Genomic DNA, 20,852 nt, shown 5'->3' on the forward strand with positions numbered 1-20,852 from the left:
CGCGGGGGGGGGGGGGGCTCGGCCGCCCCCCAATAACCCAAAAAAAACCAAACACATGTTGTTCTTGGTGTGGGGGGGGGGGGCCCGCTGCCCCCCCCCCCCCCCACAGTATCGTTACCCGGGGTTGTCAGCCGAGCAATCCGCTTCCCACATAGTCGTTCTCGGTGCATCCCGGCGGAATGAGATACACCGCAGAACCGATCGGCGTCGTCCACTCGTTGAGTGCGTCGAAGTCACTCAATCGCTGTTGGACCGGTAGATATTGCTCGGCGATGTCCCGTTGGAATGCTGCGAAGATCAATCCCGAGTTCGAGGTCTGCCCGCTCTCGGGTGCGTCGTCGTAGTTGTATGCCCGACGGAAGAACTGCTCCTTCTCATGCGTCTGGTGGGCTCGCGCGATGTGTGATCCTGGCGGGATCACCGGAATGCCGAACTTGTCCGTGAGTGTGAAATCCGCTTCGTCGAATTCGTTGGTTCCGTTGAGCGGAGCGCCATTGGACAACGTGCGCCCCATGGTGAGTTCGCGCCCCGAGCGATCGAGTTCGTCCCAGGTATCCATTTCCATGCGAATGCGTCGCAGTACCAACGAGGTTCCGCCCGCCAGCCACGGTTGACCAGCGCCGTCGTGCCAGATCAGTGAATCGAAATCCACTGTTCCCGGAGCCGGATTGACCGTCCCGTCCACTTGGCCCATGAGATTGCGCATCGTGGTTCCCTCGGGCGTGGTGCCGCGCGCGTTACGGAATCCCTTCTGCGTCCACCGGATTGTCGTCAGTGATCGGACGTTCTTGGTCAGAACTCGCACAGCATGAGCAATGGTCACCGGATCGTCGCCACAAATCTGCAGCAATAGGTCCGATCCGCCCCATCGATCGTCAAGTCGGTCGATCTCGTAGCTCGGCAACGGCTCGAACCAGTCCGGTTGACGTGCTTGCAATCCCAGCTTGGTGAACAGGCCAGGGCCGTAGCCGACGGTCACCGTCAAGCGGGCCGGATCCACGGCCAGTTCCCGTTCGGTATCCGCCAACGCCGGGTTACCGGCGGTCAGCCGTGACGCATCCTCGGACCACATCTTCATGATCCCGACGACCACAGTTCGATCGGCTCCAGGCAAGAGGTCGAACCCGATGAACGTGCCGTGCGCTTGCGGAGTGGTGGCGATTCCAGCCTGGTGGACGCCGTAGAACGGTTCCACCAGCTTGCCTGCTTGCTGCTCGTGTTCGCTGCGCTCCACCACTGTGGTTGCGCCCCAAGTTATTCCCGCGACGCCGAGCGCGGCGGCACCTCCTCCGAGAAGGCGCCGCCGGCTGAGTGCTCGGCTGGGCGGGTTCGTGTTCTCAGCCACCGTGATTCGGGTCGTAGTTCTCCTGATTACCGGAGAAGTCGCGAATCTGGGCTGTGAACGTGGTGCTGGAACCGTCGTCGTAGATCAATGTGAGGTCGGTTTCGGCGCCAGGGAGCAGCGGCGCGGACAGGTCCATGAACATCAGGTGGTCACCGCCCGGGGTGAGGCTGGCGGACCCGTTGGCAGGGACCAGGAACCCACCGTCCTTGGGGCGCATCGTCATGGTGCCGCCGTCCCCGGTCACGACCTCGTGCAGTTCCAGTCGCGATGACGCGGGACTGGTTGCCGAGACCACGCGTACGTCCTTGTCGCTGGAGTTGACCAGTTCGGCGAACGCCGCACTCATTCCCTCGGGTGCTGCCTTGACCCATTGATCCTGAACTGTGATGGATTGTGCGGCTTCGGTTTCCTTGTCGGAGTTCGAAGAACAGCCGGTCAAGGCGAGAGCTGCGGTCAGTGCAACAGCTGCGAATATCTTTGTTCGAACAGTCATGTGTGTCTCCGTGATTCGTGAGGTGTCAGGTGGTGGCGCGGCGTTTGAACGCCGCAATGCAAACGTCGATCAGCAGGAATGCGAGAAGACTGATGCCGAGTAGCGGAACAAACCAGCCCACCAGTGCGGTTACCGCAACCAGCGCAACAATGCTGAGCGGGGAGAGGTTGCGAATCCCGCCGCGGGCAGGGGCCCGGCCGACAGCCCAGTCGGAGCCACGGGTGGGGCGTCGGCGCCACCACATGATGTAGCCACGAATGACCACGCTGACCAACGCGAGTGCCAGTGCGGTGAGTGCGATCTGGTTGGCAAGGCCGAACAGCAGGCCCATGTGGAGCTGGATTCCCCAAGCCGAAAGTTTGGCTGCGAGTGGCCAATCCGAGAACCACAACTCGTCGGTGACCTTCTGCGTCGCTCCGTCGATTGCGATGGTGTTGTTGCTGTACACCCACGGCTGACGCGTCTGGGCGACGGTGAAGGCTGTCTCGGCGTTGGCGGGTATCGATACTTCGACCGGACCGGTGATCCCGTTGTACCTGGCGATACCGAGGACGGTGTCGACACGTCCGACGTTGGTGTCTGTCAGCGTGCCGGCGGCGGCGGGGGCCATGTCGTGACCCTCGTGCCCGCCCGTTGCCGGTGGTGGAGCGTCGCCGAGAGTTTTCACGACCGAGGGCGTCGTCCAACTCAATGCGGTTCTCAGATTGCTGACATTCTCTCCGGCGTACGTCGACCACGTGAGTCCGGTCGCCGAGAGAAACACCAACGCAACTGCTATCCAGATGCCGACGACACCGTGCCAGTTCAGGGTCCGGCTTCGTCCGGTGGACGCTCGGTCGATCGTAAGTAGACGAGCGTTCCGAGCGGTGCGGTATCGACGGAACCACAGGTAGACGCCACCGAGTGCGACCACCCACATCCACGACGCGGCCAATTCGCTGTAGAGGCGGCCAGGTTCACCGAGATGAAGGTGGCGATGCAGCTGAGAGATCCAGGTGCGCAGTGGCAACGAACCACTGCTTCCGTAGACCGCCAGCTCGCCGACCGGCTGTGCAAGCACTGGATCGACGAAGACTGCGAGCCTCTCCGATTCGCCCAACGACGGATCGGTGAACAGGACCCGCGTGGTTTCTCCGGCCGCAGGGGACGGACGTACTGCCGAGACGGTCAGGTCAGGGCGGTACTGCTGGGCGGAACGGATCTGGTCGTTCAGCGACGCGATTTGTCCGGTGGTGTCGGTCTGGAGGTAGTCGCTGTAGACGAACTTCTCGATGGTGGGCGCTATCGCGTAGAGACCACCGCTCAGCGCGGCGATGAGGATGAACGGCCCGATGAGGATTCCGGCATAGAAGTGCAGGCGCAGAATCAGCGGTCTGGCGCCGCCGACCTGCTTCTTCGGGGGAGAGCTGTCGTTGGAAGCGCGTGTCTGTGCGCGCTCCAATTCGGGTGCGGACATGCGTGTACTCGATCCCGCCGTGCGCCTTTATTAACCGCGGGCGGTTAATAAAGGCGCACAGCAAAGTGGCGCACGTATTCACGTGCGTGAGAGGAAAGGGAAGGTGAGTTACACGAATGCCGGTGGGCCGCGAGTGCCCAGGCCTGAGGTGAGGAGTTGACGCAGAACAACTTTGGCGCGGTATCGAGTACGCGCAGTGAACGGCGAGGGTTCAGGTGCCCACGGGCGCAGTAGGACGGCGACGATTGCCGCCACCGTCGATGCCGCCACGACGTACCCGTGTTCTGCGCCGCGGATCAGAACTGCGCACACTCCGACGGCAGCGATGTGCGCTGCGAGCATCGGAAGCGACAGGAGCAGGCCGTGTTGATGATCCGAAGCGATGGTCAATGTCGCGTGACCGATGGCCTGACCCGCAGCGAGCATAAGGGCGAGCAAGAGGGCAGGGGATCGGCGAGTGTCGATGGACGTGACCACCGCGCCGACGCTCGCGCACGCGAGAATCAACAACACCACCGCGCTCTCGGACGGGGCCATGCCGCCGCCACCGAGCGCGTGGGCTGCGACGGAAACCGCGCCGGAGGTACCGCCCACGAAAGCGCCGCGCAGCTGCGCGACATCTTTCGGACCCGGCGTCATACGCGAAAGGATACAGGCAGCTACTACGAGGGCTAGTAGTCGAGCCCGGCCGAGTCGGTTTGACGCCGTCGACGGCAGTCAGGTCGCGCCACTCACATTCTTGCAATCCCTGTATACGAATGGTGCACGGTCATCGTTCAACGCTGTCGGTCATCATCCGTACTCGTATCCGGCGCTGCCTACAGATGAACATGATTGGAACTCGTGGTCTCAGATGAGTGTCGAGTCGTTCGCGGGCGGCGGGATCGTTCGGCCGAGCCTTCGCGGAATCATGACTGCCAACGGAGATTCTGCAAAAAAGATTTGGATTACCGAGTTCGGGGCGCCTACAAGTAGGACTCCGGACAGCGTCAGCGAAGCGCGTCAACTCGAGATCTATCAGGCAGCGATGGCAGACAAGCAATCCAAGCCTTGGTTGGGGCCGCTCATCTTTTACCGTCTCAACGACTACGCACCTTACGGAGCGACGACGGATCGAGAGTCGTATTTCGGCGCAGTGAGGTCGGACGGCACCGTCAAGCCGAGTGCTGCATACGTGAAGAGTGAGCTCTGCCCGTGATGACGGTCGAATGGTACGAGTGATCCGTAGGGTTGGGGGCACTTCGTTCGAGAGTGCGGAATTCTGCAGCAGCTGAACACTTGTCCATGAAGGGAGGGTGATCACCCAGGTGATCACCCTCCCTTTTCTCGTTTGTTACCAAGGGATTTGCCCTGACATTGCGGAAGGCTGTTTTCAGCGGCAGATGAAGATATCTGTGCCGCATATCGTTACGACGTTCGTATTTGCTGAGATCGGCACAGGCGTGGGGACCAAAGTCATCGAAGTGCGGGTGTAACGGTCTGTTGTGCCGTGACGGTATTGAGCAGAGAACGGCAAGCCCGCCAGAGTGATAGCGTCCGAGAGGCTATGTCCGAAATGATTCCGAACTCGACCTAGGAAAACGGTGCGCAGCGATAACAACGGTTCGAATAACGGAGTCCTGGGGAACAACTCCGGAACGACTCAGGGCAACGGCCTTTTCGACGCGTCCGACGACGGTTACGCAACGTCGATTCGAACCGTCACCTTCACGCCGCAATTCGACGAACCCGCGGCAAAACCGTTGCCCAGTCAGCGGATGCGCCAGCAACGTCGTGAAGAGCCGACCGATTTTCGGACCTCGACGCCCAGGGCTATGACCTCTGTCGACGATCTGGACATCATCAAGCGGGCGAAGCGTCCACCCGAACGCGGTTTGGGCAGTGTGTTGTTCAAACTCACCGGGGGTCGGATCAACACTGGGCAGTCGGCCGCCGAACTCGAACATCAAGCTCTGGTGCGCCGTGCCAACCGAACAGTGCGCGGCGTGTACAAGATTGCTTTCATCTCACTCAAGGGTGGTGTGGGAAAAACCACGGCGGCAAAGACCGTCGGTTCGACGTTCGCGTCGATCCGTGGCGATCGAATCGTAGCCATCGACGCCAATCCCGACCTGGGGACTCTGGCTGATCGTGAACGACGTGAACATCACCTGACCGTTCGTGATCTGTTGGCCGACGGTGACATTCGTACGTACAGCGATGTTCGCTACTACACCTCGCAAGGCGACAGCCGACTCGAAATCCTTGCGAGTGAGGCAGATCCGGAAACTTCGGAGTCTTTCAACGAGCAGGACTACCTCGATACTCTGCGAATTCTCGAGGTGCATTACAACATCGTCATCACCGACTGTGGCACCGGAATCATGCACTCGGCCATGTACGGAATTCTCGACGAAGCAGACGCTTTGGTAGTCGTCAGCCCGACGGCGCAGGACGGTGCCCGTAGTGCCGCAGCAACGCTCAGTTGGCTGACCAAGCACGGCTACGCAGATCTGGTGAGCAGGTCGGTCGTGGCGATCAATGCGACGCGGCCGGGTTCGTCTTCGCTCGACCTCGACCAACTCGAGGACGTTTTCGCTCAGCGTGGAGTGCGAGCGGTCAAGACGTTGCCCTATGACGATCACCTCGGTGAGGGTGGTCCGATCGACTTGAAATTGTTGAACAAGCGCACTGCACGGGCATATCTGGAACTCGTCGCAGCGATTGCCGATGGTTTCCCGGACTCGGTGGGCAAGCACGCTTCTCGCTGAACGTGCTCGCCCCCCGAATCTGATCATCGGGCCGGTGTTCAGGGGTGCCGAAGTATCGCGCCGTATCCGTCGGCGAGAACGAGGCGTTCGTCGATCTGTACCAGCTCGGTGCCGGTCCCGATTGCGATGTAGGGGAGTACGCGATCGGCGGGCCCGATCAGCTTTCCACTGGTGACTTCCTTGTCGTCGGGATCGGTGAGCAGCAGTGTCTCGACCTTGCCCTGTTCGAGGGCGTCGAGGACGCGTGCGGTCCCGTCGATGGAGAGGCCGGAGTCCCGGCCCTGCTCTGCGACGTAGCGTTCGGTTTCCGCATCCATTCTGCGCAGTCGCTGCGTGTCGATCAGTTCACGAATCGACTTCGACACCTCGGCGGGTGTCGAACCGACTGAACGCGAACCCTTTTCGACGTCCACCACCCGTAGAGTCGACGGTAGGAGCTGCGCAAAAGCTTTGCGGGACTGTACTTCTCCGATCACGACCACCAGTGCGACCTTGTGTTCGCGGGCGAGCGCCGCCGCGCGCTCCACGGCCTGTGTCAGGTTCTTTCGGATGTTCTCCTCCACGAGGCTTTGGCTGTCGGTGTACCGCTCCTGGCCGCCCACGTGTGCCTTGTGGACCGGGAAGCCGTCGCCGTCTACCGTTTCGCCGTACACGTCACGCCCGCGAGCATCGCGCACGCACAGGTCAGCGCCAGTGTGGTCGACCTTTGCGATGAGGAACGGTTCGGTGTCGTATCCGTGTGCGATCAGTGGAATCAAGTAGGGCAGTTCGCCCAAGGTCGCGATGGTGGAGCCGGCAGGTTCGAGCAGAATATCGTCGATCAGCACTGCCTCGGATGTGGCGACGATCGCGCGTCCGGCGCGACCTGAGATGCCGTGATGGTTGTCCTTCACCTCGTCCAGTCGCGCGATCAGCGATTCCGATGCTCCCTGTTTCGTGAGTTGATTGCGCATCGAGCGCCATTCGAGTTCGAAGCGCTCGCGTGCATCTTCCCGGTTGCGGACGTCTTCGAAGTACACGGAGGCAAACGGGCCGTCACTCGAACCGACCTTCTTCAGCCGCCCAGCATGCATGTCGGCTCCCTTCTGTAGTGGTCCTATGCCGCGTACCCGACAACTGGTGATTCGACACGACCGCTTTCAGTTCGCACGTTTGTTCGACTGCTGGTACTGTCTGTGAACGTGAGGGTGGTGCAGAGGGAAGCCTGCATCACCCTCACGCCAAGAACCCGGGACCTGCCGCCGACTGCCTTCGGTGGCAGGTCCCGATTCTGCTTAATCGGCGTCGTCAGTGCCCTTCGACCTGTCGGAACTCTTGCGCCAGTGAGTGAATCGTTCCTTGATGTCCGTCGCTACGTCGCCGACGCCGTTCCCGACGGCGCCCACGGCACCGCCCAATCCGCTACCGATGTCGCGCACCATCCGGACCAAAGGGTCCTCCGACTCGTCGAAGTTCTGCTTGTAGGTCTTGGCTGCATTCTTGAACTCGTCGCTGATTTTCGCTCCGTCGTCATCGCCGCGGCGGGGGTAGTTTCCGCGCAGAATCGCGGCGTAGTCTCCGCTGTCCACCCACTTCTTGAGTTCGGCGGCGCGAAGCACCGAGAACGGGTGAGAGAGCAGTTCGATGTTGAGGAGCTTGAGTACACCGTCGCGGAGGTCGCCGCTGGCGTCGTACTCGGCGGCCTGGGCAAGAAACGCGTCGATGTCGATTTCACTGACTCGGGATCCGCCGGCCAATTTCATCTGCACGCGAATCGCTGTGTGTACGTCCTGGCCGCACAGTAGTCCTGCACGATCGCCGGACAGTTCGGACTTGCGTTGCCATTCCATCAGGGCGGCGATGATCGCGCGGAGTGCCCATCCGCCAACCGGCAGCCATCCGATGGTTCCGGCCAGTCGCATCAAATGCATCAAGATGGTGCGATACACGGCATGGCCGGACAGTGCGTGGCCTAGTTCGTGGCCGATGATGAACCGTTGCTCCTCGTAGTTCATCACGTCCAGCAGACCAGTAGTGACCACCATGAACGGCTTGTCCATGCCGATGGTGAAGGCGTTGACCATCGGGGTCTGGAGTACGAACAGCTCTGGTGTCTCGTCGGCCTGCAGGATCTCGACGCAGTCACGGCGCAGATCGTTCAGGTCACTGAACTGGCGTTCGTCGACTCGCACTGACGTGGCGAGGTACATGAGGCGGTGCTGACGTTCTTGGAGCAGTCCGGACAGCGTCCGCAGAACAGTGTCGAACCCCCGAAGCGTCCGGAGCGTCACCAATGCGGCCCGATCGGCTGGGTGTTCCCACGCACGCGAGCTGATGTCCGGGAACTCGATTCGGGTGCGATCTGGTGCAGTGGTCATGGTGGCCCCTCACTTCGATGTGTGTCGACTCACCTCCAGGGTAACGACTAGTCGGTTTAGCGCGGATTTCCGGCAGCTCACTCGGTGGGCTGGGGGAGCGTGCAATCCGTGACTTTGGGGTTGACGCCGAAGTAGTTCAACGGGCCGGCGATGACCGTGAGCGCGATGGTCCCGACGCCGGCGCAGTTGGTCGGCGAACTGCTGTAGTAGCCGCGTTGGCCGGCCGCGACGGCCCCGACTATCAGCCAGATCAGAACGATCAGAGTCACAATTCTCATCATGGCGGGCTCGATTCTTCAAATATTATGGTGCCCAGCGAAATACCCGGTCAGAGTGGGTATGAAACGCTCAGCCGACGGGTATCCCTGATGTATGCGGCTCGAGGCGGGCGTATCCGCCCGAGTGAACGCACTGAAGGAGCTTGTGATGATCATCCTCGGCGTAATCCTGCTGATTATCGGTTTCGTGGTGAACATTCCGATCCTCTGGACGATCGGTGTCGTCTTGTTGGTGATCGGAATCATCCTGTACGCGCTGGGCGCGGCCGGGCACGCTATCGGTGGTCGGAGGCATTACTACTGATCAGGGGTCGACCCGTCATGCGTATCCGTGCCAGTCGGGACGGTGCGCTCAACCGCACGTGCGATCAGTTTCCGCAGGCAGACCTGGCGAAGCGTTCGCTGTTGCCAGTCGCTGCCGCCGCCGGTCACGCATTTGTCGCGCAGTGCTGATTCCACGCTCGTGTACTCGCCTGTCTCGTCGAGGGAGTCACGGACATGGATCAGGAGTCGGTGCAACTGTTCCGCGGCCGAAATTCTTTGTGTGGTAACCGGATCGATCGACGCGCCCAGGACGCCCTCCTTCGCGGACACCCAGGTTGCGAGGCGGAGGTTCTCGAGGGAAGTGCGCGGAGCGACGACTCCTCGTTCGACGGCGCGCAGTGCAGTGGCGACCAGCGCGCGCACAAGTGCTGCAAGCAATACGGTGTCGTCGACCGTCGGCTGAACGTCGCAGACCCGGATCTCGACGGTCGGTAGGTGGCAGGAAGGCCGGATATCCCAGTAGGCCATCCGCTTGTCGAGCATCACGCCGCAATCCACCATCTTCGCGACCGCGGTCTCGAAGTCCCCGGCGGTCTCGAAGTACGGCGGCGGCCCGGCGACGGGCCACCGGGACCATTGGATCGCCCGCCAACTCGCGAAGTCGGTGTCGACTCCTTGGTGGATACGGGAGTTGGCGCTCAGTGCCAGCAGGGCAGGCAACCAGATGCGCACGTGATTGCAGACCTGCACGGCCTCTACTTGATCAGCGACGCCCACATGGATGTGGCAACCGCAGATACTTTGTTCGGCGGCGAGGGCGCCGAAGTGTTCGCCCATCTGGCGGTAGCGAGGGGAGTCGCTGATCTCGAAACGCGAAGGCCCCGAAAGCGGTGCGCCGACGGCCAACAGCCTGCAGCCGTTCAACTCGGCCGCTTTCGCCGCGAGCCGACGCATGTCGATCAAGTGGGTTCGGAGTTCGTCGATGCTCTGGCACACGGGAGAGTTGGTCTCGACGTGGCAGCGGGACAACTCGAGCTGAAGATCCAAACCGAGTGTCGACGCGGTTTCCGCAACCGCGGCATTGTCGGTGGACGGCAGCCAGGATGTCGGGTCGACGAGGATGAATTCTTCTTCGACGCCGACGGTCGGGGTCGTCGATTCGTAGCGGCCAGCGGTGGATCCGGTCGAGCAGGTGGCGCCCATGCTCGCGTCTACCCGGTCGGTCGAAGGCGGAAACCGACCCGAGGAAGCCCCGTTCTCGTCGGGAGAACGGGGCCTGTGGTCGGTCTTGCCAACATCTCGGAAGCGTCAACGAGCCCTTGCACACCGTATGAATCTGGGGACTGGCGTGCCTGGGAAAACGTACTGTGTCGGACTCGGTAAAACGAGACCCCAAGGCATGTCTCACCCCCGATTTCACCCTCATGCGAGGGTGCCTGCACGCCCTTCGTCGAGGCGCGGATCGTGACCTGGTGGCCTGCGGCGGTCCAGTCGCGGTTTATCCGTGGGGCCGCCTTTATCGGGCAGATTTCGAGAAATACGAACCCATCTAAACTAACGTCCAGCATTCGGATGTGAAGTTCTGGCGAAGTGTGGGGACTCGGTGAGTCAACAGACATTTGATCAGTTAATCGCGTGCACAGTATCCACTGAAGATATGTAATTTTCGAACTGGTATTGCGTTTCATCTGCGAGAATATCCAGTGGTCATGGGTGAAAGTCAGAAGGTGGGAGAAAGTGCCTGGGATTGTGTTGCTAACGGTTCGTTATCGCCGCCGAATGCCCACCATGTATGTGGATGGCGCCTCTTGGAAGCGGGAAAACTGCGTGTCATCCGTGTCGCAACTTCCTCTGCCTTGTGGTCTTGGATTGAGAGTTTCACCAGGAGAATCTTTCGTAATCGACGCGTCCGGAAATTTTTCTCAAGATTTACCCACTTGCGAATTGGGGAATTTAATGGGTTGTGGAAAGTGGAAATATTGCGGGTGGGAGCTGTTATTTGCGGTGATTTGCTCATATCTTGCTGAGTGAGGTATTTGCAACCGAAGTGCCACGTGGTCGAGAAATAATGCTTTTCATGCTTTACATTGGAAATTGCAAGATGCACGTTTCATCCTCCAGTGTTAAACGAAAGGACGAACGCAATGGGTAGCTTGGAAGATTTCGACATCGCGGCACTTCTTCAGAAGGTCATCGCATTCTTCGACGGATTCTCGTCGGACGAGACCGAGCCCCCCACGGGCTAAGACTTGGCGAAGCCGCTGTGCATCCGGATGACACTGGAAGCACAGCGGCTTCTCTGTGTCCGGACCTCATCTGTCAACCCAGTTGGAGACTGTTGCGAAATCTCAACCTTCTATCGTTCTAGCTGGTCGCATCCTTCTGGATCAGGAGCATCGCGTCGTCGACCGGATCGAAGTACAGAGCCGGATCGGCAACCAGGGCAGCGTCGTCACCGTGAGTTTGCATGGTGACGACCCAGGCGCGATCGTCGTGTTCCACGTAGTAGGCACCCGCAAGGACCCCGATGGAGCTGCCGCCCTTGAATCCGCCGTAGGTGAACCATTTCGCGGACTCGTCACCGAGCGCCGGATCTTCGGCCAGTATGTCTCGAACCGGTGCACCGCTCTCGGTCTTCGCCATCTCTTGCAACGAGACCAACGCGGCACGCAGGTCGGCGGGCGAGGCGAACCAGTCGATGTCGAAAGGCCATGCGGGGGTGGTGAATGCTGACGCCGGGATGTCCACCAGGCCGCCAGGTAGTGCCGCCAGTATTGCTCGACGCTCGTCCGGGGTTCCGTCGCGCCAGGCGATACGTTGTGCGCCATCGTTGCCCCAGCCGAGTTGGAACAGTGCGCGGGTCGGCTTCAGTGGAATGTTGAGCGAAGGATCCGCCATGCCCATCGGGGCGAATTCGGCCTCGACCTGCTCGCGCCCGACAGCAGCGATCAGCATGTCGGTGGCGGTGTTGTCGCTGATCGAGATCATCTTGCCGGCGGTCTCCCGGACCGTGACTTCGGTTCCCGACGGCAGGTCCTGCATTGTCCCGCCGGGCATCGACTTGAGGTCGTCGGTGATGGTGAGCTTCTGATCCCACGAGAGTGTCCCGTTCTGGACAGCCGTCGCGACCGCGCCGAGAACGTACAGCTTGATCGTTGACCCTGTGGGCTGTGGTGAGGTGTCGCCGACACCGAAGACTTCGGCGTTCTTTCCGCCGGTGACCTCGGTGACGGTCAAGTTCGTCGGCGCGGGAAGTGCTTTGACAGCTGCCTCGAGCTCTTGCCACGATGCGGCAGGCACATGATCGTCTTTGGTCGGTGTTATCGCCATTCCAAGGACCAACCCGCTGCCGTCGACGACGACGTTTATGTCGAACGCGCCGCCGGTGGTACTGGTGATGGAAACGGTGCCGTCGGTATCGCCTCCCTTGTAATTCACTGTTGTCCAGGGCTGTCCGGCTCGGATGGAGTCGAAGTCCGGAGGCGTCAGGACAACTGGTGCGGTGGGTCCGAAGTGCTCGGCGATTTCTTCCTGGGGCAATGGCGCGCTCGTGTTGAACGCACTGAGAAGCCAGCTGATCTGCTTGCCGACGGGGCTGTCGGGGATCGTGACTGTCGTGGGTGTCTCGGTGGCGGAGACCTTTGTGCTGTTGTCCGAGGTTTGTGCAGAATCCGGCCCGGAAGTACATGCGGCGAGGGCGAATACCGCTGCGGAGGCAAGTGCCACCAGCGTGAGCGGGCGACTCTTCCTGCGTGTGTGTTCGAGTTTCATGGACTCATTTCATCAGCGTTCTCTTCGGCGCGCGTCCGTCTGAGGTGTAGACGTACTCAGCCTGAAGTACTGAATCGGTTCATCCTCGAGTACCGTCAACTACTTGTCGTGGTGACACGCATAGTGAAGCTGGACAAAACGGAGAAATACTGCACCCGAGTAACTTTCGTGAGGACTGCCCGAGTTAGTTCTTGGTCGCGGCCAGGAAAGAAGGCTGCGTCGACAGTGCGGCGATCTCTTCGGGGAGATCAGGAATCCGGCGATCGTACAGATCTGCCAACTCCACCGAGCTGAAGCGTCGGACGGTCCAATTGTGTTCAGTGAGCCACCGGCCGGGATCGGATCGTTTGTCGCTGTAGAACAGTTGCGAAATGTCCAGGTCTCCGAACGGGTTCTCGGCAAAGTACTTGGATCTGATGGTCGCCAGCTTCTTCGGGTCCGTGCCGGCCGGAAAGTCGTTCACTGCCAACCGACTACCAGTGGCCGAGAGTTCGTCGATCCGCTCGAACAGGGCGTCGTGGGCCGGGCCGGGGAGATAAGCGAGCAGGCCTTCTGCGGACCATGCAGTAGGTTCCTTCGGATCGAAACCCGCCTCCGTGAGCGCAGCCGGCCAGTCGTTGCGCAGATCCGTAGGCACAGTGCGTCGATCAGTTTTCGGCTGGGCGTCGCGCGCCGCGAGCACTTCGGCTTTGAACTCCAGTACCTTTGGTTGATCTACTTCGAACACTGTGGATTCTGAGTTCCAATCCAGCCGGTACGCACGCGAATCCAACCCCGCCGCAACGATTACCGCCTGCTTTACTCCGGATTCGGTTGACGACAAGAAGAATTCGTCGAAGAACCTGGTTCGCAATCCCATGAAACCGCCGAAGGGTGTGTCGTCGAGGAGTGCCGGATCTTTCAGAAGAGCTGTGAAATGCGGCTCCGCTGCAGCTTCTACGAACCACGATGCGAACTTGTCTTCGATGATCGCGTCCGAGCGGGCGCTTTCCAATGCGCGGAAGGTCGCCACTGCAAGCGCGGTGAGTCCGACGCTACTGACGATGTCCCACGTATCTCCATCGCTCCGCATTTTCTGGGTGTCCTTCCGCTCTGGACGACTGAGCCGAACCCTCTCGACTTTACGCCCGAGCGACCCCTTGCCGCCTGGAACGGAACGGTCGGAACTGGGGCGCGAACAACAACGAGCCGGCATCGGAACATTTTGTAGTGCAAGGCGTTCGGTTTGAAGTCAGCCCTGCCAGGAATCTGCCAGGGTTGTGCCAGTGGACGGCCAGGATGCAGGACTTCACTGGTGTGTGCCCCGTTCGGGACAGCCAGAGAGCGTCTGGAGAAATCTTCGGAGAAGGGATCGATCATGACACGACTATCCGCACCGGAACAACGTAGGAAGTACTTCTGGACCAAGCTCGCGGTGACGGGTGCGGTATTGACCGTACCCATTGCCGTGCTCGCCGCACCGGCCTCGGCAGATACTGTGAATCATGATGTAACACAGGCCGATAACAGTTGGTACGGAGATCAGGGGGGCGATCACTCGCACGATTGGGACCGTGGTGGAAACGGCGGCTGGAACCAGGGTGGTAACTGGAATCAGGGCAACGACTGGGGCAATCAGAACCAATGGCAAGGCGGGCAAGATCAGGCACCCGCGCCGACAGTGAACCCCTTCGCCGGACTGTTCGGATCCAGCTGATCCCCCGGCTACACGACGAATTTCGGGTCGAGAGAGAGATTGTAAGCCCATGTTGCAGGAAGGCTCGCTCGAGATGTTGGCCGCCGCGGCACGGAGCGGTAGCCATGAAGCCTTGACCGATTTGTACGCAGTGTTTCGCCCGATGGTTGTGCTGCGGTGCCGCGCCGAGCTTGATCGGGCCGTCTCCGACTCCGCCGCGGATGCTGCATGCATCTCTGTTCTCACGGCAGTTCGTGACGGATCGGCGGCGAATCAGCCTTTCCTGCGCCTGCTGTACGTGAGTACAAGCGTCGCGATTGCTCGGGCGGCATCCGACCGGTTCAGCAGTGGGCCGCTCCCGCCTTCAACAGCGCTCCCGGTTGTCGAACGCGATGTCCTGGTGTTGCGGTTGATCGTCGGCCTCGACAGTGAGGCGACGGCAACATCGCTCGCCCGTACGACCGGCCAGGTGTCACTCGACCTGCATCGTGCGCTGCAGCGCCTGCGAAAGTTGAGTTCTCCGAATGCAATCAGGGAGACGTTGGTATCTACCTGAGGACGTTCGGAATGCGCAGGTTCAGGCGGGAACGGATCCCTGCCTTACTGGCCGGCGATGTATTCGATCGACGGTCCGGCGGTCCAACCACCGTCGACGGCGATCTCGGAACCTGTTGTGTACGAGGCATCGTCGGAAAGTAGGTAGGTGACCGCACCGACCAACTCCTCCGGGCGACCGACACGGCGATACGGATTGTTGGGGAATGCGCCCTCTTCGAGGCTGATGCCCGTCGGCGCAGTCATGGGGGTGAGGACCATGCCGGGGTGTACGGAGTTGACCCGAATCTTGTCGCGACCGAGTTCGACGGCGGCGATCTTGCTCAGCCCACGCACGCCCCACTTGGCTGCGCCGTAACCGCTGGTCAGAGCCATGCCCATCAGGCCGGCGGCCGAGGAGATGTTCACGATGGATCCGCCGCCTGCTGCCTTCATGAACGGCACCACCGTGTGGATACCGGTGTGTACGGACACCAGGTTGATCTGGATGATGCGTTGGAACGTCTCGAGCGGTTCTTCGGCGACCGTCTGGCCGGAAGCCGAGATTCCGGCATTGTTGACCAAACCGTTGATCGCGCCGAATTCGGATACCGCGTACTCGGCGGCGGACTTCCAAGACGCCGGATCCGTGACGTCGAGGTGAACGTAACGTGCTGCGTCGCCGAGAGATTCGGCCACTGCTCGACCGTCGTCGTCGAGTAGGTCGCCGATGACGACGCGGCCGTTACCCGCGACGATGCCGCGCGCAAACGCTTCGCCCAGGCCGCGTGCGCCGCCAGTGACGAGAACGATTTTTCCGGAGAGATCCTGAGTCATGATTGTTCCTAACCTGTTGGTGTTGCGAGATATGGCTTCGAGAACGCGCCGAGCGCGCGGGTGATGGCCTTGGGTGCGGGGGTCCGGAGGTCTGCCATCTCGCGCAGTGCGGCCACTACCGCCAGTGTTGCCTGGCCCGAAGCCGCTGTCGTGTCGAGCGAGCCTTCTGGCCGATCGATCAGACGTGCAACTTCTGGGCGGATCAGTTCCATCGTCTCGAAAGTTGCTGATTCCCACACTCTCCGGAGCGCCGCGTCGCCGAAGATGATGGGCATCAGTGACCGAGTCATCGGCTCGAAGGACTCGCCGACCGATGCGATAAAGGCCGTCTTCACTGCCGCTGAGAGTCCGAATTCGCGGGATTGCGCGCTGAGGGCGGTGGCAAGACTGCGGTTTCCCTCGTCGAGCATCGGCCAGATGCTCTCTTCCTTGGTGGCAAAGCAGCGATAGAAGGTGCGCTCGGAGATTTCTGCCCGTTCGGCGAGCTCCGCGATGGTCGTCGAAGTGTCGCCGCGTTCGACGAAAGCGGCAGCGCAACTCTGCGAGACGCGGAGAAGTAGTGCAGTGCGGCGGGCTGTTGCCATATCCGCACTGTACCAAAAGTGGCAGAAACTGCCACAAGCTGTGCCGGTCGGTCAGCCGGTGCTGCCTTCGATGCCGGATACCTCCTGCTCAACGGCGCTCTTGATATTCAGCAGCGTCTTGCGGATGTTGCCGCGCTGAAAGTCGGCGAACGTCTTTCCGCCGGTGGCAACTTTGTCGAATATGTCGGCCGCAAAATCCGGCCAGCCCCGTCTGTCGTCGATCCACGTTTCGGTAACTCGGGTTCCGCCGGGGACGGGCTGAAATCGGTACCGCCAGGTTGCAATAGCGGCAGAGATTCGTGGCGTGGCAAGGCCGATCTTGTGAACACGGAATTCGAACAGTTTCCCGGCGTCGGCAGCGGTGACGGTGCATCTTGTGGTCCACTGCGCGCGCCCACGTTTGTTGTGCCCGTCGAACTCCATACCCAGGAAAGCGCTTTCGCGGTCTCCCCGCAAGGTAGCTCCCAGGTTTTCGGGACTCCAGTCGCCCATGCGAGTGGGATCGCTGATGAGCTCATAGAGAGAAAGCGCGTCGACATTGACGACGACGCTGTCGGAGACGGTGAGTTCGCGAGCCATTTCGGTTTCAGTTTCTTTCTGTCGAACGTGGATGGAAGCGGTGCTGATTATTACCCGTGCGGTTTCAGTTGGATCTTGACCGCGCCTTCCTGCTTTTTCTGAAAGATCTCGTAGGCGTGTGGCGCCTGATCGAGCGGCAGCTGATGAGTGGAAAAGGTGTCGACGCCGAGTGGGTCGTCATCAGTGAGCAAAGGCATGATGTCGTCTACCCACTTCTTGACGTTCGCCTGACCCATCCTGAGCTGAATCTGCTTGTCGAACATAGTCATCAGCGGCAGTGGATCAACCATGCCGCCGTATACACCGATCAGAGAAATCGTCCCCCCGCGCCGAACGATGTCGATGGCCGAATAGACCGCACCGAGTCGATCGATTCCTGCGTTACGCATCGCAGGCGCGGCAAGAGCATCGGGAAGGAGTCCGACGAACTGCTGCGCGAGCTTTCCGATCGGAGACCCGTGAGCTTCCATTCCGACAGCATCGATCACCGAATCGGTTCCACGGCCGTTCGTCGCATCTCTGACTGCGTCACCGATCTTGCTGCCGTAGTCGTCGAGATTGAGGGTTTCGATCCCGCGTTCGGCAAGGCGTGCAAGGCGTTCGGGTACACGGTCCACGCCGATTACTCGAAATCCCTTGTGGTGAGCGATGCGGGCCGCCATGTCACCGATCGGTCCGAGACCGAGGATGGTCACGGACCCACCCGGCGGGATGTCGGCGTATTCAACCGACTGCCAGGCTGTGGGAAGCACGTCGGAGAGGTAGACGAATCGCGAATCCGCGGGACCTTCGGGAACTTTGATGTGTGTGAAATGTGCTTGCGGTACTCGAAGGTACTCGGCCTGCCCGCCTGGCACCGAGCCGTACAGCTCGGAGAAGCCGAACAACGCTGCGCCCGTTCCCTGCTCGCGGACCTGAGTCGTCTCGCACTGTGTGTAGAGGCTCGAATCACACATGAAACAGTTGCCACACGAGATCTGGAACGGGATCACGACGCGGTCGCCTATCTCGAGATTCGTGACTTCCGAGCCGACTTCTTCGACGATGCCCATCGGTTCATGACCGAGAATGTCGCCGGCATTCATGAACGCACCCAGAGTCTCGTACAGGTGCAGATCGGATCCGCAGATATTCGTCGTGGTGACCTTGATGATCGCGTCACTGGGTTCGACGATCTTCGGGTCCGGAACCGTATCGACGCTTACTTTTCGTTTGCCTTGCCAAGTCACTGCGCGCACTGGGATCGACCTCTCATCGCGGAAATGCTGTTCGCAGTCACCTGCCCGAAAGCGCTGAAATGCAAACAAAACCGGTGAGGGTTGCGGGAAGTGCTGAGAGCGTTAGATTGAGAGGGAGGCGGGCCGAGGCTCCTGAAAGGCCGCACGCCGTATGACTGACAGGACCAAATGACGGGGATGACCGCATGACAGAGAAAGACAACAACGACCAGTCGCCCAAGGGTGGGCACCCAGGGCCCGTGGACAAGGGCGGCGACGGCGGAATGGCAACTCGAGAACAGGCGCCTGAACTGGTCGAGGAGACCTCCGAGAAGAAGTCTGACGACAAGTAGTTTCCTTTTACTCCGCGTTGGGTAACAACGGGGATAGGCCGCATCGGACCGTCCCGGAATCAATGCGGGCGAGGTTCCTCGAGGTTGAGCAGCCAGCCACGGGAACCGCCTTAAGCATCTCCCAGTTCGTGGTTCAGCCGGGTTAGAAGTTCAACCCTGTAACAGCAAGTGATCGAACCGGGTCCGCAGAAGTGTCGGGACCCGGAAATCGTCCAGCGTGCGAACTATCAACTGCTCGGCAACATCCCTGAGTTTCACGTTGGTCTCCTGCGAACGCCACACGAGGATGTCGAAAGCTCGATCGGCAGAGATTCCGTAGATCACCATGAGCATGCCTTTGGCTTGCTCGATCACCCCGCGAGAAGCAGTGATTTCGTTGACCAGCACGTCGACAGATGCTTTCACCGTGCTGTCCAGGGTTTCGGTGACGTCGATGTAGAAGCCTGAGCTGCCGACCACAGCACCCGACTCGTCCACGACGCTGTCGCCGACGACGATTACCGAGTGAGTGTCCCCTGCGGTGTCGATGATGCGGTGGCGGCTGCTGAACGGGCCGCCTGAAGTGCGGATGGCATGCAGTGTCTGGGCAACGTGTCTTCGGTCGTCGGGATGCTTGTGCGCGAGCATCAATTCCGTCGTCGGAGCCACTTGGTCGGGTTCGTATCCGTGAATCCGTGCGACTTCGTCCGACCACTCCCACCGGTCGCCGTTGCGGTGATAAAGAAAGCCGCCCACCCGGTGTGGAGCCCCCGATCCCGACGTTCGCCCCAACCCGTCCTCGTTCACCACACACGCCCCCTCGTTCTCGACCTCGTCCCAACCGGCGTACTCGCCAGTTAGTTATATCGGACAAATCCGGCGGAGGTGGTGTCGGTCCCATATTTCGGAGCACCGTCTGGATCGCTACCGCATGGGTCGGGGAAACCGGCGCTCAGAGTACGTGGCGACGGTCCCACTTCAGTCGCGGCTGAAGCAGTGTTGCCGCTGTGTCCATTCGGTGATCGCCGCCGCGATGGCCGCAGGCTGATCCTCGGGGGCGAGATGTCCTGCGGGACCGCACTGTTTCACCTCGAGATTTGCGATATTCGATCGGCTCCACGCGACTTCGTCAGGTCCGATCATGAGAAGTTCGGCGGGGCCGCTGAAGGTGAGAAGGAGTTTGGGTACCTCGCTGCTTTCTGCGAGCCAATCGCTGTACGCCGCCACTCGTGCATTCACGTCGCCGGGACTTCCTTCGACGGGGAAGGACCGTGGCCACTCGAGAAGGGGCCGGCGACTCTCCGGCGAGGGGTAAGGGGCGCGATAGGTTTCAGCATCGGTTTCGGACAGTTCTCCGAGAACTGTTCTGTGAAGCGCAATTTCGAGGAAGAAGTTTTCGTCGAGTACCTTGGTCTCGCCGATACCGGGAGCTCTCAGGGCCTCGACCCGCGCTCGTGCGTCTCCCGGGAAGTGCTCGTCCCAGGTCATCGGACGCAGGATCGTTTCGAAGAAGGCAACACCTCGAACGCGTTCGGGATGGCGGGCAGCCCAGTCCAGTGCAAGTGCCCCGCCCCAGTCGTGTCCGACGAGTACGACGTCGTCGAGATCCATCTGGTCGAACCATGCGTCGAGGTAGCGGGCGGTGTCGAGAAAACCGTAGTCGATTGGCGGTTTGCCCGACGCGCCCATTCCGATGAGGTCAGGGGCAAGCGCTTGGCCGAGATTTCCTATCTGCGGGAGGATGTTTCGCCACAGGTAGGAGGATGTGGGGTTCCCGTGGATAAGTACGAAGGGTATTCCGTCTCCGCACGAGCGGTAGGCCACAGACGAGTCGAGCACGGGAATTGTGGGCATTGCGACTCCTCAAATAGTTTCCATGTACCCTAATTGAGATAGTAGCCATGTATTCTATTTGAATGCAAGATCGAGAAATATGGACGACGGGGTCGCTGGTGTGGCACCTTGGCTTGCGCTGGCGGGCGGGGGTTGACCGAGCGATCGCCCACCTCGGGTTGACCCACGCCCAGTATTCGGTGCTCGCGTCTCTCCATGGTCTGGTGAGTGCGGGGGAGAGGCCTAGTCAGCGAGAACTCGCCGCGCACACGGGGTTGCAGCGAATTTACATATCCAAGCTCGTGCGAGCGTTGGAGAAGAGCGGGTTTGTTGTCAGCGAACGAGACAGTCGCGATGCGCGAGCCGTTTGCCTCGATCTCAGTGACGAGGGGAAACGAGTCATAGAACTCGCTAAAGACATTGTCCGCCAATTGGATGCAAAGAATACGGAAGTGCTGACGAAAACCGGTGGGCGGGAACTGGCCGAGCTCCACCGCGCCCTCGGTGCGTTACTCGACGCCACCGAAGCCGGCGATGAATGAAGTCC

24 protein-coding genes are annotated in these 20,852 nt (G+C 60.6%); 7 read left to right on the forward strand and 17 right to left on the reverse strand.

The window, feature by feature from the left end; translation table 11 throughout:
* Positions 1–127: 127 nt before the first annotated feature.
* The 4 genes from R4P70_RS30025 to R4P70_RS30040 form a co-directional block, all read right to left on the reverse strand.
* Entirely contained in the window at positions 128–1,345 is a 1,218-nt protein-coding gene (locus tag R4P70_RS30025) for a Dyp-type peroxidase (RefSeq protein WP_042950964.1), read from the reverse strand.
* Positions 1,338–1,838, reverse strand: a complete 501-nt coding sequence (locus tag R4P70_RS30030) for a copper chaperone PCu(A)C (protein ID WP_019747182.1) — start codon at positions 1,836–1,838, stop codon at positions 1,338–1,340. The genes R4P70_RS30025 and R4P70_RS30030 overlap by 8 nt, the downstream gene beginning before the upstream one ends.
* Before the next feature lie 25 nt (positions 1,839–1,863).
* Entirely contained in the window at positions 1,864–3,294 is a 1,431-nt protein-coding gene (locus R4P70_RS30035) for a PepSY domain-containing protein (RefSeq protein WP_317833318.1), read from the reverse strand.
* A 108-nt stretch (positions 3,295–3,402) separates the two neighbouring features.
* Positions 3,403–3,933: a hypothetical protein gene (locus R4P70_RS30040; RefSeq protein WP_020906463.1), complete on the reverse strand. Its 531-nt coding sequence runs from the start codon at positions 3,931–3,933 to the stop codon at positions 3,403–3,405.
* A gap of 214 nt (positions 3,934–4,147) precedes the next feature.
* On the opposite strand from R4P70_RS30040, the gene R4P70_RS30045 reads away from it, so the two are divergent.
* Both R4P70_RS30045 and R4P70_RS30050 read left to right on the forward strand, forming a co-directional pair.
* Positions 4,148–4,492 carry a hypothetical protein gene (locus tag R4P70_RS30045; RefSeq protein ID WP_317833320.1) on the forward strand — a complete coding sequence of 115 codons (345 nt, stop codon included), beginning with the start codon at positions 4,148–4,150 and terminating at the stop codon, positions 4,490–4,492.
* A 385-nt stretch (positions 4,493–4,877) separates the two neighbouring features.
* Positions 4,878–6,044, forward strand: a complete 1,167-nt coding sequence (locus R4P70_RS30050) for a MinD/ParA family protein (RefSeq protein WP_317833322.1) — start codon at positions 4,878–4,880, stop codon at positions 6,042–6,044.
* A 38-nt stretch (positions 6,045–6,082) separates the two neighbouring features.
* On the opposite strand, the gene R4P70_RS30055 is transcribed toward R4P70_RS30050, so the two are convergent.
* The 3 genes from R4P70_RS30055 to R4P70_RS30065 form a co-directional block, all read right to left on the reverse strand.
* Complete coding sequence (locus tag R4P70_RS30055; protein ID WP_019747188.1) at positions 6,083–7,117, reverse strand: hypothetical protein; 1,035 nt, start codon at positions 7,115–7,117, stop codon at positions 6,083–6,085.
* A 201-nt stretch (positions 7,118–7,318) separates the two neighbouring features.
* A complete protein-coding gene (locus R4P70_RS30060; RefSeq protein WP_019747189.1) occupies positions 7,319–8,401 on the reverse strand; it encodes a M48 family metallopeptidase in 1,083 nt (360 codons plus the stop codon).
* Between the two features lie 77 nt (positions 8,402–8,478).
* Positions 8,479–8,682 (reverse strand): hypothetical protein, encoded by a 204-nt coding sequence (locus R4P70_RS30065; protein ID WP_003945456.1) that lies wholly within the window; start codon positions 8,680–8,682, stop codon positions 8,479–8,481.
* Between the two features lie 145 nt (positions 8,683–8,827).
* Here R4P70_RS30065 and R4P70_RS30070 point away from each other — a divergent pair, with 145 nt between their 5' ends.
* Positions 8,828–8,983, forward strand: a complete 156-nt coding sequence (locus R4P70_RS30070) for a DUF6131 family protein (RefSeq protein ID WP_003945912.1) — start codon at positions 8,828–8,830, stop codon at positions 8,981–8,983.
* On the opposite strand, the gene R4P70_RS30075 is transcribed toward R4P70_RS30070, so the two are convergent.
* From R4P70_RS30075 to R4P70_RS30090, 4 genes are all read right to left on the reverse strand, one after another.
* The gene (locus R4P70_RS30075; protein WP_317833325.1) at positions 8,977–10,146 is read right to left on the reverse strand and encodes a glutamate--cysteine ligase; all 1,170 of its coding nucleotides are present in this window, start codon (positions 10,144–10,146) and stop codon (positions 8,977–8,979) included. The two genes, R4P70_RS30070 and R4P70_RS30075, sit on opposite strands and share 7 nt — an antisense overlap.
* Positions 10,147–10,663: 517 nt before the next feature.
* Entirely contained in the window at positions 10,664–11,050 is a 387-nt protein-coding gene (locus R4P70_RS30080) for a hypothetical protein (protein ID WP_135000256.1), read from the reverse strand.
* A 257-nt stretch (positions 11,051–11,307) separates the two neighbouring features.
* On the reverse strand, positions 11,308–12,714 hold the full coding sequence (locus R4P70_RS30085) for a serine hydrolase (RefSeq protein WP_317558182.1): 1,407 nt from the start codon (positions 12,712–12,714) through the stop codon (positions 11,308–11,310).
* 184 nt (positions 12,715–12,898) lie between these two features.
* Positions 12,899–13,786, reverse strand: a complete 888-nt coding sequence (locus R4P70_RS30090; protein ID WP_317833329.1) for an SAM-dependent methyltransferase — start codon at positions 13,784–13,786, stop codon at positions 12,899–12,901.
* A gap of 285 nt (positions 13,787–14,071) precedes the next feature.
* On the opposite strand from R4P70_RS30090, the gene R4P70_RS30095 reads away from it, so the two are divergent.
* Complete coding sequence (locus R4P70_RS30095; protein ID WP_021333190.1) at positions 14,072–14,410, forward strand: hypothetical protein; 339 nt, start codon at positions 14,072–14,074, stop codon at positions 14,408–14,410.
* Between the two features lie 49 nt (positions 14,411–14,459).
* Complete coding sequence (locus tag R4P70_RS30100; protein ID WP_021343112.1) at positions 14,460–14,945, forward strand: RNA polymerase subunit sigma; 486 nt, start codon at positions 14,460–14,462, stop codon at positions 14,943–14,945.
* A 44-nt stretch (positions 14,946–14,989) separates the two neighbouring features.
* Here R4P70_RS30100 and R4P70_RS30105 read toward each other — a convergent pair whose 3' ends face one another.
* From R4P70_RS30105 to R4P70_RS30120, 4 genes are read right to left on the reverse strand one after another with little or no spacing between them, the layout of a single operon-like run.
* A complete protein-coding gene (locus tag R4P70_RS30105; protein ID WP_003945779.1) occupies positions 14,990–15,760 on the reverse strand; it encodes a glucose 1-dehydrogenase in 771 nt (256 codons plus the stop codon).
* 8 nt (positions 15,761–15,768) lie between these two features.
* On the reverse strand, positions 15,769–16,344 hold the full coding sequence (locus R4P70_RS30110) for a TetR/AcrR family transcriptional regulator (protein WP_020906470.1): 576 nt from the start codon (positions 16,342–16,344) through the stop codon (positions 15,769–15,771).
* Positions 16,345–16,395: 51 nt separating this feature from the next.
* Positions 16,396–16,923 carry an SRPBCC family protein gene (locus R4P70_RS30115; RefSeq protein WP_020906471.1) on the reverse strand — a complete coding sequence of 176 codons (528 nt, stop codon included), beginning with the start codon at positions 16,921–16,923 and terminating at the stop codon, positions 16,396–16,398.
* 50 nt (positions 16,924–16,973) lie between these two features.
* The gene (locus R4P70_RS30120; RefSeq protein ID WP_317833334.1) at positions 16,974–18,161 is read right to left on the reverse strand and encodes a zinc-dependent alcohol dehydrogenase; all 1,188 of its coding nucleotides are present in this window, start codon (positions 18,159–18,161) and stop codon (positions 16,974–16,976) included.
* A gap of 185 nt (positions 18,162–18,346) precedes the next feature.
* Between R4P70_RS30120 and R4P70_RS30125 the strand changes: the two genes are divergently transcribed.
* Entirely contained in the window at positions 18,347–18,493 is a 147-nt protein-coding gene (locus R4P70_RS30125; RefSeq protein ID WP_019747202.1) for a hypothetical protein, read from the forward strand.
* Positions 18,494–18,643: 150 nt separating this feature from the next.
* Here the strand turns inward: R4P70_RS30125 and R4P70_RS30130 are convergent, their stop codons facing one another.
* Together R4P70_RS30130 and R4P70_RS30135 are read right to left on the reverse strand one after the other, a co-directional pair.
* A complete protein-coding gene (locus R4P70_RS30130; protein ID WP_019747203.1) occupies positions 18,644–19,282 on the reverse strand; it encodes a PAS and ANTAR domain-containing protein in 639 nt (212 codons plus the stop codon).
* Positions 19,283–19,450: 168 nt separating this feature from the next.
* The gene (locus tag R4P70_RS30135; protein ID WP_019747204.1) at positions 19,451–20,326 is read right to left on the reverse strand and encodes a haloalkane dehalogenase; all 876 of its coding nucleotides are present in this window, start codon (positions 20,324–20,326) and stop codon (positions 19,451–19,453) included.
* A gap of 62 nt (positions 20,327–20,388) precedes the next feature.
* Here R4P70_RS30135 and R4P70_RS30140 point away from each other — a divergent pair, with 62 nt between their 5' ends.
* A complete protein-coding gene (locus tag R4P70_RS30140) occupies positions 20,389–20,847 on the forward strand; it encodes a MarR family winged helix-turn-helix transcriptional regulator (protein ID WP_020906474.1) in 459 nt (152 codons plus the stop codon).
* Positions 20,848–20,852: the final 5 nt, after the last annotated feature.

It is taken from the genome of Rhodococcus sp. IEGM 1241, from assembly GCF_033142365.1.
GTDB classification, from domain to species: Bacteria; Actinomycetota; Actinomycetes; order Mycobacteriales; family Mycobacteriaceae; genus Rhodococcus_F; species Rhodococcus_F erythropolis.